The sequence below is a fragment of the Mesorhizobium sp. CA10 genome, from assembly GCF_020165285.1.
GTDB lineage: Bacteria > Pseudomonadota > Alphaproteobacteria > Rhizobiales > Rhizobiaceae > Mesorhizobium.
On sequence record NZ_JAIUHV010000002.1, the window covers coordinates 197,749 to 212,290 of the forward strand.

Here is a 14,542-nt window from a genome sequence, read left to right on the forward strand (position 1 = left end):
AATGGTCAGCTGACGCGCAGCACAAGTCCCCTGCTTGGCACGGTATCGGACTCGCCCGGCATCGAGGCGTAAGGCGCCGTTTCCTCGACGCGCTTCACCCTGCCCTGAGCCTCAAGTCCGGCAATGCGCTCGGCGAAGCCTGATTGCCACAGCGTGTTCTTGACGGTCAGCACGATGATCCCGCCTGGACGGCAGATGCGGATCAACTCGTCCAGCCCCTCGATTCCGACATGGCCCGAAGTGAAGACGCCCGCCGAAACAATGCCGGCATAGACGCCGTCGGCGAAGGGCAAAGCGTTGCCCATCGCCAGGCGATGCAGCGCCGTGTAGACGCCCTTGGCGCCCGCCTTGTCCAGCATGCCTTGCGAGATGTCGAGCGCCTCGACCTTCGGATAGCCGGTGATGGCCAGCCATTCGCCGATCAGGCCGGTGCCGGCGCCCGCATCGAGCAAGGGTTCGGCGCCGCGCGGCAGGTGCCTGGCAAGCAGCGCCAGGCAGATCGTCGGGTGGCGATAGCCGGCGGCCGACATGTCGGCATCATAGGTCTCGGCCCAGCCGTCATAGATCGCCGCCACTTCCTCAGGCCGCTTCGCGGCGTAGGCCGCGCTTAGCGAGCCGCTGTGCTTGCCGTCCGCCATTTCTGCTCCCGCCGCCGATTCGTATCCGCAATGGTAGCCAAGCGGCAAAAACTGTGGAACCGTTCCGCTGTAAAACATCGTGTGATGGTAAAGGGGATGACGATGGACGAGGCGCGCGCCGCGTTGGCCGCCATTCCGGCGCTGGCAGGCTATGACGGGCCGCTGGAGCGTTTGGCCGGCCTGACCAACAAGGTCTACCGGGCCGGCGAAGCGTGTCTGCGCATTCCCGGCAAGGGCACGGAAGAATATATCAACCGCGCCAACGAGGCGGTGGCGGCGCGCGAGGCGGCCAAGGCCGGAGTCAGCCCCGAGGTGCTTTATGCCGATCCGGCGTCCGGCCTGATGGCGACGCGCTTTATCGCCGGCGCCGAGACGATGTCGCCGGAGAAATTCAAGGCGCGGTCGGGCAGCCCCGCGCGAGCGGGCTACGCCTTCCGCAAGCTGCATGCTTCGGGCGCGGTGTTCCCCTTCCGTTTCGAATTGTTCGCGATGATCGACGACTATCTCAAGGTCTTATCGACGAAGGACGTGGCGCTGCCCGCCGGCTATCACGACGTGGTGCGCGAGGCAGGCGCGGTGCGCGCCGCGCTTGCCGCGCACCCTATCCCGCTCGCCGCCTGCCATTGCGATCCGCTGTGCGAAAATTTCCTTGATACGGGCGAGCGGATGTGGATCGTCGACTGGGAATATTCCGGCATGAACGATCCGCTGTGGGACCTCGGCGACCTTTCGGTCGAGGGCAGGTTCGATGCGGCCCAGGACGAGGAACTGATGCGCGCCTATTTCGGCGGCGAGGCGAGGCCGGCGGCGCGCGGACGTATCGTCATCTACAAGGCGATGTGCGACCTGCTCTGGACGCTCTGGGGACTGATCCAGCTCGCCAACGACAATCCGGCCGACGATTTCCGCGCCTATGCCGACGGTCGCTTTGCCCGCTGCAAGGCGCTGATGGAGACCGCGGAATTTTCGCGGCATCTGGCGTCTGTTCGCCTGGGCTAGATCGTGATGGCGTTTCGTTGAATCGCCATCACGATCTAACTCTTTGTGGGAGCATGATCTTTCTCCGAAAACCGGTTCCCACTTTTCGGGATCATGCTCTAGACCCGTCGCGACGCTCTACCTGAAAACCCTCTGGATCTCGTTCAACGACCCTGTTTCGTCGGACTTTCTGCAATACCAGATGATGAGCGCAATCGTGCCGATGGGGAACAATCCCGCGAGCAACTGGTGCCAGCCGCTTCTGTTGATGTCATGCAGCCTGCGCGCGGTCATGGCGAGTGTCGGCAAAAGGATGGCAAGATTCCAGATTGATGAGATAAATTCATTTCCAACAACGGCATCAACAACGATCATGATGACGCCGACAATGACAATGAACAAATAGGCATACCAGAACTCCGAGCGACTGGCCCTGCCGGAAAAATTCAGATAATTTCGGAAGAAGCTTGCTATCGCTTCACCAAAGTTCATCGAAGGCGGGGTGTCCCCGAAACGATTGACGCCGGCTGGCGGCGCCCTCAAGACAAACAACAACGGCACGCCGATAATGATCAGCACTATAAGCCAATGCCATATAGAGAAACTGCCCATGATTACCCCCGCAATAGCGCAATTTTCCGGGCCATAGATATCCTGCCGGTCCCGCTGGAATCAATTACAGATTGTACCCGGCAGGCGATTTGCACCGGAAAATATTTCTCGAGCGAAGGCCAGAGCAATTTCAGGAAAAGTGTGAAGCGGTTTTCCGTCTGAAATTACGTCAGAACAAGGAGATGGGCATTTCACCGTTTCCGTAAAACCGTGAAATGCCTTGGGCGAGGTCGCCCGGGTCTAGTTCACGCCCTTCGGCACGTTCTCGGGCGGCACCTCGATCTCCACCACCTTCTGACGATGGAAGATGAACAGGCCGGCAAGCACGACGATCGCCGCTCCGATCAATATGCGCGGCCCCGGGACATCGCCGAAGAACATGAGGCCGAAGACCACAGCCCACAGGAGCAGCGTGTAATGCAGCGGCGCCAGCGTCGAGGCCGGCGCCAGCTTCAGCGCCCTCGTGATCATCAGATGCGCGGCGCAGGAGACGACGCCGAGCAACAGCATGGCGCCGAAATCGAGCGCCGATGGCGTGCGCCAGGTGCCGATGGTAAGCACGCCGCCGACGATCAGCGTGCCGATCGTCTGCCAGGTGACCAAGGTCGTGTCGCTGGTGCCGCGCAGGAGGCGGCCGAGGATGATGGCGAAGCCGAAGGCGATGCTGCCCACCAGCGCGAAGGCCGATGACAGCGAGAAGGCCGCCGAGGACGGCTTCAGGATGATCAGCACGCCGCAGAAGCCGACCAGGATCGCCAGCCAGCGCCGCCAGCCGACCTTTTCGCCGAGCAGCAAGTGCGACAGCGCCGCGACATAGATCGGCCCGGCCATGTAGAAGCTCATTACGTCGGCGAGCGGCAGGTAGACGACCGCGGCGTAGAAAAGCCCGGTATCGGCGGTGGTGGCCACGACACGCAGTAACTGCAAAAGCGGCCGGTCCAGGTGAAACAGCCTGACCGTGCCCTGGTTGGCGATCATCGGGCCCAGCACGATGAAGGCGCCGATCGAGCGGATCAGCACCACCTGCCCGACTGAAAAGGAGGCGACCAGCCATTTGCCCATCGCGTCGTTCAGCGCGAACATGAAGTCGCCGGCCAGCATCAACAGGATGCCGGCGAGCAACATGTTCCTGATCGTGAAATTTCGGGCGAGCAAGGCCATGCCGCTCCCTAGTCGCAAGCGGCCGGCTTGACGAGGGAAATCCGGAGCATCGGTAAGACCAGCGGCGGAAATCGGCTGGTTCTAGCCCGCCTTATGCCGCCGGTTCACCTGCGCTGGCCGTCCCGCGATCGACAGCCGTGTTTCCTGCTTCGTCCGCTCAGCCGCCACCTTGCCCCTGGCGATGACGCAAAGGCGCTCGGGGCGCAGGCGCACGGCCTCGATCGCATTGCCGGCATCGAGCACGACGAGGCTCGCCCGCTTGCCGACGGCAAGGCCCAGATGATCGAGCCCCATGATGGCGGCGTTGACGTTGGTCACCATGTCGAAGCAGCGCGCCATGTCGGCCGGGCTCGACATCTGCGCGACATGCAGGCCCATGAAGGCGACGTCGAGCATGTCGGCGGTGCCCAGCGAGTACCAGGGATCGAGCACGCAATCCTGGCCCCAGCCGACGCGGATGCCGAGCGCCTGCATCTCCTTGACCCGGGTCAGGCCGCGCCGCTTCGGGAAGGTGTCGTGGCGCCCCTGCAGCATGATGTTGATCAGCGGATTGGGGATTGCCGATACACCGGCCTCGGCGATGAGCGGCAAAAGCTTCGAGACGTAATAATTGTCCATCGAATGCATCGATGTGAGGTGCGAGCCGGCCACCCTGCCCTGCAACCCAAGGCGCTGCGTTTCATAGGCCAGCTGCTCGATATGGCGCGACAGCGGATCGTCGGTCTCGTCGCAATGCATGTCGACCATCAGGCCGCGTTTGGCCGCGATCTCGCAAAGCTCCGTCACCGAGCGGGCGCCCTCGGCCATGGTGCGCTCGAAATGCGGGATGCCGCCGACGATGTCGACGCCCATGTCGAGCGCGCGGATGGTGTTTTCACGAGCATTCGGCGAGCGGTAGAGGCCGTCCTGCGGAAACGCGACCAGTTGCAGGTCGATATAAGGCGCGACGGTTTTCTTGACGTCGAGCAGGGCTTCCACCGCGAGCAGCCGGTCGTCGCAGACATCGACATGGCTGCGGATGGCGAGCAAGCCCATCGATACGGCCCAGTCGCAATAGGCGAGCGCGCGCTCGCGCACGGCCTCATGCGTCAAAAGCGGCTTCAGCTCGCCCCATAGCGCGATGCCTTCGAGCAGCGTGCCCGACGCATTGATGCGCGGAATGCCGTAGGAGAGCGTGGCGTCCATATGGAAATGCGGATCAACGAAAGGCGGCGAGACGAGATTGCCGCTCGCGTCGATTTCGGCCGGCGCCGAACCCTCGAGCTTTGGTTCGATCGCGACGATGGTCTCGCCGGCAATGCCGATATCGGCAATCCTGCCATCCGGCAGCGTGCCGCCGCGCACGATCAAGTCGAAATCCATCTGTCGTCGTCCCCAATACCAGAATCGGCTGCTATCGTGACCGAAAAGACAGCCTGCCGCAGCCTTTTCTTTCCCTCGACGGCGAAAGGTTCCATCCGGCCTCAACTCGCTCTATAAGCCGCCACGCGCCCTTGTGGCGAATCCGAATTTCTCGCAGCCAGCCATAGGATCGGCCGTTGTTTCGCTTCTTCCGCTCGACGGAAAACCAACGCCTCATCGCGAGGCTGGTAAGAGAATCCTTCCACGACCATAAGTTCGGCTATGGCGCGGCCATATTGTCGATGCTGGTGGTCGCCCTCATGACGGGGGCAAGCGCCTGGATCCTGCGCGAAATCACCAACGAGTTCGTGGTCTATAAGCGGATAGACCGCGTAAACCTGATTGCCGGGGGTGTGGCGGCGATCTTTGTTCTCAAGGGCATCGCGACTTTCGTCCAGACCTATTTCATGAGCCGCGTCGGCAATGCCATCATTGCCGACCGGCAGCGCAAGATCTACGACCGTATCCTGGCGCAAGGCATCGAATTCTACCATTCGACCTCGTCTTCCGACCTGATCACCCGCATGACCAACAACGCGCAGGCGGCGCGCAGCGTGCTCGACCTCGTCGTCACGTCCTATGTGCGCGACCTGGTGACGTTGGTTGTGCTGGTGATGGTCATGGTCTGGCAACAGCCGGCGCTGTCGCTGATCTGCTTCGTCGTCGGACCGGTGGCGATCTACGGCGTCAACCGCATCCTGAGACGCGTCCGCAAGATCGCGGCGATGGAATTCATCTCACTCGGCCAGATCGTGCATGTGATGCAGGAAACGGCGATCGGCGTGCGGGTCGTCAAATCCTTCAATCTCGAAGCCGCTATGCGCAAGCGCATGCACAAGGCGGTGTCGGACGTCGAAACCCGTGCCAACAACATCGCCACGCTGGAAGCCGCCACCAGCCCGGTGATGGAAACGCTGGCCGGGCTGGCGATTGCCGGCGCCGTGCTGGTCAGCGGCCTGCTGGTGCTGCAGGGCGGCCAGATGCCGGGCAACATCATGGCCTTCATCGCCGCGCTGCTGCTGGCTTATGAGCCGGCAAAGCGCCTGGCCCGCGTCCGCATCTCGCTGGAGACGGGCATTGTCGGCGTGCGCATGATGTTCCAGCTCGCCGACCGACCGCTGACGCTGGCCGAGAAACCCGGCGCCACGCCGCTGCAACCCGGTCCGGGCGAAATCCGCTTCGACAATGTCAGCTTCGCCTATCCGGAAAGCCCGTCGGTGTTCGAAGGATTCAACCTGACGCTTGACGCCGGCAAGATGACGGCGCTGGTCGGACCGTCGGGCAGCGGCAAGTCGACGATCCTGAACCTGATCATGCGCATGTATGATCCGCAGATCGGCAAGGTGATGTTCGACGGCCAGGACATCTCGTTCGCGACGCTCGATTCGCTCAGAAGCAAGATCGCCTATGTCAGCCAGGACACGTTCCTGTTTGCCGGCACCGTCATGCACAACATCCGCCTCGGCCGCGAGGACGCGACCGACGAAGAGGTGATCGCCGCCGCCAAGGCCGCCAACGCGCATGACTTCATCAGCGCCATGACCAAGGGTTACGACACGGAGGTCGGCGAGAACGGCTCGCTGTTGTCCGGGGGCCAGCGCCAGCGCATTTCGATCGCGCGCGCCATGCTGCGCAACGCCGAGATCCTGCTGCTCGACGAGGCGACCAGCGCGCTCGATGCCGAATCGGAAGCGCTGTTCCGGGACGCGCTGCAGCAGCTTACCGTCGGGCGCACGACGATCGTGATCGCGCACCGGCTGTCGACCGTGCACCAGGCCGATACGATCGTGGTGCTGGAAAAGGGCAAGGTGGTGGAAAGCGGCCCGCACAAGACCCTGCTCAAACAGGGCGGGCTCTACCAGAAGCTTTATGAATATCAGCTGATGCCGTGACGCAGCGCCTCTCCTTCTCCCCTTGCGGGAGAAGGTGGTGCCGAAGGCGACGGATGAGGGGTGTTCCGGCCTGGTGGCGCCGTTCATCCAGTCGGAATTTGCGAGCGTCTCGCTCCGCCGGAGCACCCCTCATCCGTCTCGGCGCTGCGCGCCGATCCACCTTCTCCCACAAGGGGAGAAGGGGAAGCGCTCCTTACTCCGGCACCTTCCTGACCGCGCCCTTGTCGGCGCTGGTGGCGAAAGCCGCATAGGCACGCAATGCCGTCGTCACCTTGCGCTTGCGCTTCTCGGCCGGCTTCCAGGCGTCGGCGCCCTTAGCGTTCATCGCAGCCCGACGCGCTTCGAGCTCGGCATCGCTGATGGCGAGGCGAATAGTGCGGTTGGGTATGTCGATCTCGATCGTGTCGCCTTCCTGGACCAGGCCGATGGCGCCGCCTTCGGCGGCTTCCGGCGAGACATGGCCGATGGACAGGCCCGACGTGCCGCCGGAGAAGCGGCCGTCGGTGATCAACGCGCAGGCTTTGCCGAGGCCCTTCGACTTCAGGTAACTGGTCGGGTAGAGCATCTCCTGCATGCCGGGGCCGCCGCGCGGTCCCTCGTAGCGGATGACGACGACGTCGCCGGCCTTGATCTCGTTGCCGAGGATCGCCTTGACCGAGGCGTCCTGGCTTTCGAAGACGCGGGCCGGGCCGGTGAATTTCAGGATCGACTCATCGACGCCAGCAGTCTTCACGATGCAGCCGTCGAGCGCCAGATTGCCCTTCAAGACGGCAAGACCGCCATCCTTCGAGAACGGCGTCCTGGCCGAGCGGATGACGCCCTTCTCGCGGTCGAGATCGAGCTCGTCCCAGCGGCGGTCCTGGCTGAAGGCGACCTGGGTCGGCACGCCGCCGGGGGCAGCGAGGAAGAAGTCGCGGACATTTTCGGCAGAGGTGCGCGAAATATCCCAGTGGTCGAGGGCCTCGCCGAGGGTGGCGGTATGGACGGTCGGCAGGTCGCGGTTGATCAGGCCGGCCTCGTCGAGCTGGCCGAGAATGGCCATGATGCCGCCGGCGCGGTGGACGTCCTCCATGTGGACATCGGACTTGGCCGGCGCCACCTTGCAGAGCACCGGCACCTTGCGCGACAGCCGGTCGATGTCCTCCATGGTGAAGTCGACCTCTCCTTCATGCGCGGCGGCAAGGATATGCAGCACCGTGTTGGTCGAACCGCCCATGGCGATATCGAGCGCCATGGCGTTCTCGAAGGCACCCTTGGAGGCGATGCTGCGCGGCAGTGCCGTTTCGTCGTCCTGTTCGTAATAGCGCTGGGCGAGATCGACGACGAGATGGCCGGCCTCCACGAACAGGCGCTTGCGGTCGGCATGGGTGGCCAAGGTCGACCCGTTGCCCGGCAGCGACAGACCCAGCGCCTCGGTCAGGCAGTTCATCGAATTGGCGGTGAACATGCCGGAACACGAGCCGCAGGTCGGGCAGGCCGAGCGCTCGATGATCTTGACGTCCTCATCGGAGATCTTGTCGTCGGCGGCCGCGACCATGGCGTCGACCAGATCGAGCGCCTGCGCCTTGCCGGCCAGCACCACCTTGCCGGCCTCCATCGGACCGCCGGAAACGAAGACGGTCGGGATATTGAGGCGCAGCGAGGCCATCAGCATGCCGGGGGTGATCTTGTCGCAGTTGGAGATGCAGACCATGGCATCGGCGCAATGCGCGTTGACCATATATTCGACGGAATCGGCGATCAGCTCGCGCGACGGCAGCGAATAGAGCATGCCGTCATGACCCATCGCGATGCCGTCGTCGACGGCGATGGTATTGAACTCCTTGGCGACGCCGCCGGCCTTCTCGATCTCGCGCGCGACGAGCTGGCCCAGATCCTTCAGATGGACATGGCCCGGCACGAACTGAGTGAAGGAATTGACCACCGCGATGATCGGCTTGCCGAAATCCGAATCCTTCATGCCGGTGGCGCGCCAGAGGCCGCGAGCGCCGGCCATGTTGCGGCCATGGGTGGTGGTGCGGGAACGATAGGCGGGCATTCGATTGTCCTTGCTGGCTGGCCACACCGATGCGGCGGGCGGCGCTCGAATTTAGTCGGCAGCGGTTATAGCGGCCACGTTCCGGCATGACCACCATTTTGCGCTGCGCCAGCATGCTTCGGCAAATTTGCGCTTTTCAGGAAATTTTTGCTGCCGCTGTCGGATGACGCCTCGCTGAGGCGTCCTTGAGGCAAACGGCATCGAAATGGCACGAAATCGCCACCGAACCGTTTGACAACGAAGCCAACATGAAGCCCGAGGAGCAAGGCATGCAGAAGATCACCACCTTCCTGTGGTTCGACGACCAGGCCGAGGAGGCCATGAACCACTACATCTCCATCTTCAAGAATTCGAAGGTGCTGAGCGTGACGCGCTGGCCCAAGGGCCATCCCCAGGAAGGCCAGGTGCTGGTCGCCTCGTTCGAGCTCGACGGCGTGCAATTCCAAGCCCTCAACGGCGGGCCGCAATACAAGTTCACCGAAGCGATCTCGCTGTCGATCGACTGCAAGACGCAGGAAGAGGTGGATCATTTCTGGACCAGGCTCACCGAAGGCGGCGAACCGGGACGCTGCAGCTGGCTGAAGGACAAGTTCGGCGTTTCCTGGCAGGTCGTGCCGGAGCAACTGCCGCGGCTGCTTCAGGATCCGGACCGCGAGAAAGCCGGCCGCGTGATGTCCGCGATGATGCAGATGGGCAAGATCGACATCGCCAAGATCGAGGAAGCGGCGAAGGGGTGAGCGCCCTTTACCTTCGCCCCTTGTGGGAGAAGGTGTATCGGCGCGCAGCGCCGAGACGGATGAGGGGTGTTCCAGCGGAGTGAGGCGTTGGCTTTCCCTGGAATACCCCTCATCCGACCTCGCTTCGCGAGACCACCTTCCCCCACAAGGGGGGGAAGGGAAAAACACTCACGCCGCCTTATCACGCACCTGGTAATCCTTGACCGCGGTGAAGCGGATCGCTTTCCAGCGCTCGGCTTCGTAGTTCAGCGAGAAGGCGTGCTGGGCGAGAAAGACCGGATCGTTGTCGAGGTCGCGGGCAATGTCGCCCCGATGCGCCTCGATGAAACGCTGGACTTCCGCCTTGTCGTCGGCCGAGATCCAGCGGCAGATCGAGAAACGCGACATCTCGAAATCCACCGGCAGCGTGTATTCGATGTTCAGCCGTTCCTTCAGAACGTCGAGCTGCAGCGCGCCGACGACGCCGACGATGGCCGGCGAGCCGTCCTCGGGCGAGAACAGCTGCACGACGCCTTCCTCGGCCATCTGGTGCAGGGCTTCCTTCAGCTTCTTGGCCTTCATGGCGTCGCCGAGGCGCACGCGGCGCAGGATTTCCGGGGCGAAGTTCGGCACGCCGCGGAACAGGATCTCCTCGCCTTCGGTCAGCGTGTCGCCGATGCGCAGCGTGCCGTGGTTGGGGATGCCGACGACGTCGCCGGCGAAAGCCTCGTCGGCGGTGACGCGGGTGCGGGCGAAGAAGAACTGCGGCGCCGACAGGCTCATCGGCTTACCGGTGCGCACCAGCTTGGCCTTCATGCCGCGCTCAAGCTTACCCGAGCAGACGCGGACGAAGGCGATGCGGTCGCGGTGGTTCGGATCCATGTTGGCCTGGATCTTGAAGACGAAGGAGGTCATCTTCTCCTCTGTCGCCTCCACAGTTCGCTCGTCGGCTTCCTGGGCGCGCGGCGGCGGGCCGTAGGCGCCGAGCGCCTCGATCAGGTCGCGCACGCCGTAATTGCGCAACGCCGAGCCGAAATAGACCGGCGTCAGGTGGCCTTCGCGAAAGGCTTCCACGTCGAGCGGACGACAAGCCTCCCGCGCGAGTTCCAGTTCCTCGATGAAGGCCTCGCGCTCGTTTTCGGGCAAAAGGCCGGCGACGCGGTTGGAATCGGGCCCGTTGACCGGCGTGCGCTCCTTTTCCGCGTCGCCCTTGCGCACCGCGTTCAGCGCCAGATGGTAGGTGCCGGAAAAGGTCCTGCCGCGGCCGATCGGCCAGGTGACCGGCGCGGTGTCCAGCGCCAGCTTCTGCTCGATCTCGTCGAGGATTTCGAACGGATCGCGGCTCTCGCGGTCCATCTTGTTGACGAAGGTTATGATCGGAATGTCGCGCAGCCGACAGACCTCGAACAATTTCAGCGTGCGCGGCTCGATGCCCTTGGCGGCGTCGATGACCATGACCGCCGAATCCACCGCCGACAGCGTGCGATAAGTGTCGTCGGCGAAATCCTCGTGGCCGGGCGTGTCGAGCAGGTTGAAGACGTTGTCGTCATATTCGAAGGTCATCACCGAGGTAACGACCGAGATGCCGCGCTCGCGCTCGATCTTCATCCAGTCGGACCGGGTCTGGATGCGGTCCTTCTTGGCCTTAACCTCGCCGGCGAGCTGAATGGCGCCGCCGAACAGCAGCAGCTTTTCGGTGAGCGTGGTCTTGCCGGCGTCAGGGTGCGCGATGATCGCGAAGGTGCGGCGGCGCGATACCGCCTGTTCGATGTCTTCTGCCAATTTCTGGAATCCTGTCTGTGGCGCGGGCTTCTAGCAGCGCTTGTCCGGCGTGTCGACGGTTTTGGAGAGACCGGTTCGACCGGCGCAGCAGAGAGACGTGCCGTCGGCAAAAGACCTTGGTCCTCAATTCCACATTCCGTCGCGATCGGTCTTGCCGCCGTACCTGGTGACCGACGATATTTCCAAGCGTTTGATACCGATGTCGCGCAACAGGTAGTCCGGCAACTCGTCCAGCCAGGCGCGATCCCTGCGAATGCGGACCATCCGCGCGAGGACGCGCAGCCCGGAACGGCATATTTCGACGGCTGTCGCGAAGAAACGCCCGTTAACGGATGAGCGGGCGACGGGCTTCATTCCCATGCGAAGGGATGGCATGATCATCTTCCTTTTGTTTGAACGAAAGGACCGGGAGGGCCGTGCAGGCCCTCCCGAAGACGCTGCGCGTGTCACGACCGGTCGTGCTCGCAGCTCACATAAGGGTTCCAGTCGGCGAACATGCCGGCCGGGTTGTGCCGCCAGTGCCAGACATGGAGCTCGTAATACGGGTCCACCGGATGGACTCCCACCGTCGTCTTGCGCTGCAGGGTGCGGCCGAGGAATTCGGGTACACCTTTGCCCTTCCAGTCCTTTTCGAAGACGATGTATTCCATGCCGACGAGCTGCATCGAGCCATCGGCCTCCGGCTCGTAGGTCAGCACATCTGGCTCGCCGAGCACGAGCCTGCCGTCGCCGGCCCGCTCGGGATGGATGAAGTGGACGCCCATCGTTCCGTGCTGGTCATGCGTCGTGCATTCGAACAGTTGCCGATAGCCGTCCGCCTTGGCGACCTCGATGTCGAAATACTTGGCCGCCATCTCCCGAGACCGGTTGAGCACCGGATCGGGCATGTCGTGGGCGACCGCGGTGCCGCAAAACAGCGCGGAGGCGCCGACCGCAAGGACAATTTCGGCAAAGCGCTTCACGATCGATCCTCCCCGTCAGGCTGCGGCGTAAGCCGTCGTCGGATCGAACAGGCGCTTGACCAGCGTGATCTTCGTCGCCGGAAAGCCGCTCATCTTGGCATGACGCTGGATGATCGCCTCGTCCTTGGCGAGATAGACGCAAAAGGTCTTGTCGTCCGCCACGAAGGATTCGACCCACTGGATGTCGGGGCCAAGCTCGGCCAGAACGGCATTTGAGGCCTTGGACGCATCGCGAAGCTGCTCGCGCTCAAAGGTGCCGACCTTGGGAATCTCGCGTTCAATGATGTATTTCTGCATATCATAATCTCCTTGATCTGGGTTCAAATGCCACCGCGCGCCCGACCAGGTCGGTGCCCGTGACATCCCGGGGGCCGCTGAGCTAAACTGCAGCTTGGCCCGCCAGGCAGACGGAGAATTACGAAAGCGGCGGCCAACAGTCCTTACGCCGCCCTTATCTTATTCTGATCCTTTGCCTATTGCCGTTACAGGGATTGCTGCCGATGGGAATTTATTGCTTCGGCGACTTCGAACTTAATGAGGAGTCCCGCGCCCTTCGCCTCGCCGGAAGCGAGATCGAGGTGCAGCCTCTGGTCTTCGATTTCTTCGCCGTCCTGCTGCGCCATCAGGAGCGCGCCTTGAGCAAGGACGAATTGCTTGAGAGGCTGTGGCCCGACGTGACGGTGACCGAGGCTTCGCTGCAGCGCGTCGCGAGCCTTGCCCGCGGCATCCTTCGCCAGGGCGGCATGGAGACGGCGCTGCGCAACCTGCCCCGCTTCGGCTACCGGATTTGCCTCGATCAGCCGGCCGCCTTGCAAACCAGGCCGGCGCCGGCCGATGCGGGCGGCAAGCTCTCGATCCCCGGCCTGTCAATTCTGTCGGCGCGGGCTGCCGTTGCAGCGAGGAAATGGCATGACGCCGCGGCTTCTTTCACGCAGGCGGATGCCGCCGACGAGCTGCTGACGGCCGATCTCGAGGAATGGGCGCTGGCGCTGGAATGCATGGGCCGGCCGGCCGAAGCCATTCCGCTTCTGGCGCGCGCGGTGACGGCTTACGGCGTGGCCGGCGAGCGACTGCGCGCGGCTTCCCCCGCAATCACCCTCGCCAGGATCCATCTCGAGAGAGGCGAGCTTGCCGTCGCCAAGGGCTGGCACAAGCGCGCCGCGCAGTTGATCGATACCGCTTCCGATAGCAGGGAGCACGGTCTCTGGTGCTGGATGGGGGCGCGCATCATGGGCGCGGAAGCCGAGCCGGAACAGGCGCTTGCGCTGGCTGAGCAAGCCTTCGCGGTCGGCAGGCACCTCGACGATCCGGTGGTGGAGTCGCTCGGCCTTATCTATCGCGGCTTCTTCAAGCTGTGTCTCGGTGAAACCAAAGCCGGGCAGGAGGATCAGGACCTTGCCGCCGCGCTCGGCCTGTCCAGCGATGTCGACCCGGTCGTCGGCGGGATCCTCTATTGCAACATTCTGTGGGCTTGCCGGAATTTCGGCGACTGGTCGCGCGCCAACCAATGGACGCTCGGCTACGAAGATTGGTGCAGGGGACACGGGCTGGAAAACCTTTCGGGCTCGTGCCGGCTGCATCGCGCCGAAGTGCTCGGCGTTCATGGCACGCTGAAGGAGGCGGAAGCGCTTGTGCGCGCGGCACTCGACCAGCTCGCACTCGACGCGCCCTGGGCGACCGGCGACGCCTTGCGCGTGCTGGGCGACATTCACCTGGCGGCCGGAGAATTCACCGAAGCCGAAACGGCCTACCGCGCATCGCACGCAGCAGGCTGGGATCCGCAGCCCGGACTTGCGCTGCTGCAACTGGAGCAAGGGCAGGCGGAGGCCGCTTTCAGCGCTCTCGAACGTTCCCTGGTGGGCAATGGCTGGCCGACCTTGCAGCGGCGAGGCATGGTCCTCGCCACGCTCGCCAAGGTGGCGGCGCGGACCAATCGGCGCGAGCGGGCGAAGGAGGTGATCGCCGAATTGGAGACCCAGCCGCAGCGCTGGCCGATGGCCTCCATCCAGGCGCTGACCGCGGAAGCCAAAGCGGAGCTTTTCATGCAGGAAGAGCGCCCCGCCGAGGCTGCCCGGGAGCTGCAGATCGCATGCTCGCACTGGAACGAGATCGGCTCGCCGGTCAATGTCGCTGACGCCCGGCTGTCGCTCGCGGCGCTGCTCATCAGGATGGGCGATCGTTCCGGCGCTGAGCTGGAGCTCGGCACCGCGCTCGCGATTGCGAAGAAAGTCGACTCTTCACGGCTCATGCGGCGCTGCGACGAGCTGAAGGGCCTGATTGCCGGGGCGCAGGCGGTAGCGGCGGGCAGCGTCTAGCTCTCACTTGAGGTCTGCTCGGCGCGGTGGCATGAGAGGGAAATCTC

Annotated in this window: 13 protein-coding genes; 4 read left to right on the forward strand and 9 right to left on the reverse strand. The window is 63.6% G+C overall.

From position 1 onward, the window contains the following. Positions 1 to 5: 5 nt before the first annotated feature. On the reverse strand, positions 6 to 638 hold the full coding sequence (locus LB535_RS04430) for a class I SAM-dependent DNA methyltransferase (RefSeq protein ID WP_224631312.1): 633 nt from the start codon (positions 636 to 638) through the stop codon (positions 6 to 8). A gap of 96 nt (positions 639 to 734) precedes the next feature. On the opposite strand from LB535_RS04430, the gene LB535_RS04435 reads away from it, so the two are divergent. Beyond that, positions 735 to 1,637, forward strand: coding sequence for a phosphotransferase family protein (locus LB535_RS04435; RefSeq protein ID WP_224631313.1), 903 nt, complete (start codon positions 735 to 737; stop codon positions 1,635 to 1,637). 117 nt (positions 1,638 to 1,754) lie between these two features. Here LB535_RS04435 and LB535_RS04440 read toward each other — a convergent pair whose 3' ends face one another. The 3 genes from LB535_RS04440 to LB535_RS04450 all read right to left on the reverse strand — a co-directional run bounded on the left by LB535_RS04440 (position 1,755) and on the right by LB535_RS04450 (position 4,751). Further along, entirely contained in the window at positions 1,755 to 2,228 is a 474-nt protein-coding gene (locus LB535_RS04440) for a DUF805 domain-containing protein (RefSeq protein WP_224631314.1), read from the reverse strand. Between the two features lie 240 nt (positions 2,229 to 2,468). Then, complete coding sequence (locus LB535_RS04445) at positions 2,469 to 3,389, reverse strand: DMT family transporter (RefSeq protein ID WP_224631315.1); 921 nt, start codon at positions 3,387 to 3,389, stop codon at positions 2,469 to 2,471. Positions 3,390 to 3,470: 81 nt separating this feature from the next. After that, complete coding sequence (locus tag LB535_RS04450; RefSeq protein ID WP_224631316.1) at positions 3,471 to 4,751, reverse strand: amidohydrolase family protein; 1,281 nt, start codon at positions 4,749 to 4,751, stop codon at positions 3,471 to 3,473. A 176-nt stretch (positions 4,752 to 4,927) separates the two neighbouring features. Here LB535_RS04450 and LB535_RS04455 point away from each other — a divergent pair, with 176 nt between their 5' ends. Then, on the forward strand, positions 4,928 to 6,682 hold the full coding sequence (locus tag LB535_RS04455; protein WP_224631317.1) for an ABC transporter ATP-binding protein: 1,755 nt from the start codon (positions 4,928 to 4,930) through the stop codon (positions 6,680 to 6,682). A gap of 193 nt (positions 6,683 to 6,875) precedes the next feature. Here LB535_RS04455 and ilvD read toward each other — a convergent pair whose 3' ends face one another. Beyond that, positions 6,876 to 8,720 carry a dihydroxy-acid dehydratase gene (gene ilvD, locus LB535_RS04460; RefSeq protein WP_224631318.1) on the reverse strand — a complete coding sequence of 615 codons (1,845 nt, stop codon included), beginning with the start codon at positions 8,718 to 8,720 and terminating at the stop codon, positions 6,876 to 6,878. Positions 8,721 to 8,989: 269 nt separating this feature from the next. Here ilvD and LB535_RS04465 point away from each other — a divergent pair, with 269 nt between their 5' ends. Then, positions 8,990 to 9,457 (forward strand): VOC family protein, encoded by a 468-nt coding sequence (locus tag LB535_RS04465; protein WP_140843932.1) that lies wholly within the window; start codon positions 8,990 to 8,992, stop codon positions 9,455 to 9,457. Positions 9,458 to 9,625: 168 nt separating this feature from the next. Here the strand turns inward: LB535_RS04465 and LB535_RS04470 are convergent, their stop codons facing one another. The 4 genes from LB535_RS04470 to LB535_RS04485 all read right to left on the reverse strand — a co-directional run bounded on the left by LB535_RS04470 (position 9,626) and on the right by LB535_RS04485 (position 12,477). Further along, positions 9,626 to 11,218 carry a peptide chain release factor 3 gene (locus LB535_RS04470; RefSeq protein WP_140843934.1) on the reverse strand — a complete coding sequence of 531 codons (1,593 nt, stop codon included), beginning with the start codon at positions 11,216 to 11,218 and terminating at the stop codon, positions 9,626 to 9,628. Between the two features lie 123 nt (positions 11,219 to 11,341). Next, complete coding sequence (locus LB535_RS04475) at positions 11,342 to 11,593, reverse strand: DUF1127 domain-containing protein (RefSeq protein WP_181174834.1); 252 nt, start codon at positions 11,591 to 11,593, stop codon at positions 11,342 to 11,344. A 71-nt stretch (positions 11,594 to 11,664) separates the two neighbouring features. Further along, complete coding sequence (locus LB535_RS04480; protein ID WP_140843938.1) at positions 11,665 to 12,180, reverse strand: hypothetical protein; 516 nt, start codon at positions 12,178 to 12,180, stop codon at positions 11,665 to 11,667. A 15-nt stretch (positions 12,181 to 12,195) separates the two neighbouring features. Continuing rightward, a complete protein-coding gene (locus tag LB535_RS04485) occupies positions 12,196 to 12,477 on the reverse strand; it encodes a DUF4242 domain-containing protein (RefSeq protein WP_224631319.1) in 282 nt (93 codons plus the stop codon). 203 nt (positions 12,478 to 12,680) lie between these two features. On the opposite strand from LB535_RS04485, the gene LB535_RS04490 reads away from it, so the two are divergent. After that, the gene (locus LB535_RS04490; protein ID WP_224631320.1) at positions 12,681 to 14,495 is read left to right on the forward strand and encodes a winged helix-turn-helix domain-containing protein; all 1,815 of its coding nucleotides are present in this window, start codon (positions 12,681 to 12,683) and stop codon (positions 14,493 to 14,495) included. Positions 14,496 to 14,542 lie beyond the last annotated feature (47 nt).

Excerpts from the sequence above, each read along its gene's own strand:
- ilvD (WP_224631318.1), bottom strand. The coding sequence starts at position 8,720 with ATGCCCGCCTATCGTTCCCGCACCACCACCCATGGCCGCAACATGGCC.
- LB535_RS04490 (WP_224631320.1), top strand. The coding sequence starts at position 12,681 with ATGGGAATTTATTGCTTCGGCGACTTCGAACTTAATGAGGAGTCCCGC.
- LB535_RS04445 (WP_224631315.1), bottom strand. The coding sequence starts at position 3,389 with ATGGCCTTGCTCGCCCGAAATTTCACGATCAGGAACATGTTGCTCGCC.
- LB535_RS04435 (WP_224631313.1), top strand. The coding sequence starts at position 735 with ATGACGATGGACGAGGCGCGCGCCGCGTTGGCCGCCATTCCGGCGCTG.
- LB535_RS04475 (WP_181174834.1), bottom strand. The coding sequence starts at position 11,593 with ATGCCATCCCTTCGCATGGGAATGAAGCCCGTCGCCCGCTCATCCGTT.
- LB535_RS04430 (WP_224631312.1), bottom strand. The coding sequence starts at position 638 with ATGGCGGACGGCAAGCACAGCGGCTCGCTAAGCGCGGCCTACGCCGCG.
- LB535_RS04440 (WP_224631314.1), bottom strand. The coding sequence starts at position 2,228 with ATGGGCAGTTTCTCTATATGGCATTGGCTTATAGTGCTGATCATTATC.
- LB535_RS04485 (WP_224631319.1), bottom strand. The coding sequence starts at position 12,477 with ATGCAGAAATACATCATTGAACGCGAGATTCCCAAGGTCGGCACCTTT.
- LB535_RS04450 (WP_224631316.1), bottom strand. The coding sequence starts at position 4,751 with ATGGATTTCGACTTGATCGTGCGCGGCGGCACGCTGCCGGATGGCAGG.
- LB535_RS04465 (WP_140843932.1), top strand. The coding sequence starts at position 8,990 with ATGCAGAAGATCACCACCTTCCTGTGGTTCGACGACCAGGCCGAGGAG.